This window comes from Pseudoalteromonas sp. 120-MNA-CIBAN-0494, from assembly GCF_040308885.1.
In the GTDB taxonomy this organism is placed as follows: domain Bacteria; phylum Pseudomonadota; class Gammaproteobacteria; order Enterobacterales; family Alteromonadaceae; genus Pseudoalteromonas; species Pseudoalteromonas nigrifaciens.
This window is the reverse complement of record NZ_JBEOOE010000182.1, coordinates 1-259: the sequence shown is the minus strand read 5'-3', so window position 1 is coordinate 259 and position 259 is coordinate 1. Positions and strand designations below refer to the sequence as shown.

1 pseudogene is annotated in these 259 nt (G+C 59.5%); it reads left to right on the top strand.

What is annotated here, in order from left to right:
• A pseudogene (locus tag AAEY55_RS18450) lies at positions 1 to 259 on the top strand (nitric oxide reductase activation protein NorD); the annotation flags it as partial.

The window sequence follows — 259 nt, the reverse complement described above, 5'->3', positions numbered from 1 at the left end:
GCTGCAAGCAGCGGCGCAAACTGTTGCTGATACTCACCGATGGCAAGCCCAATGACCTGGATTTGTATGAGGGCCGTTACGGCGTCGAGGACACCCGTCAGGCGGTGGTGGAAGCGCGGCGTCAGGGCTTGACTCCGTTCTGCATCACCATCGACAAACAGGCTGGGGATTACTTGCCGTACATGTTCGGCGCCCACGGCTACACCCTGATCCGTCAGCCGGAACAGTTGCCGTTGCGCTTGCCTCAACTCTATCGACA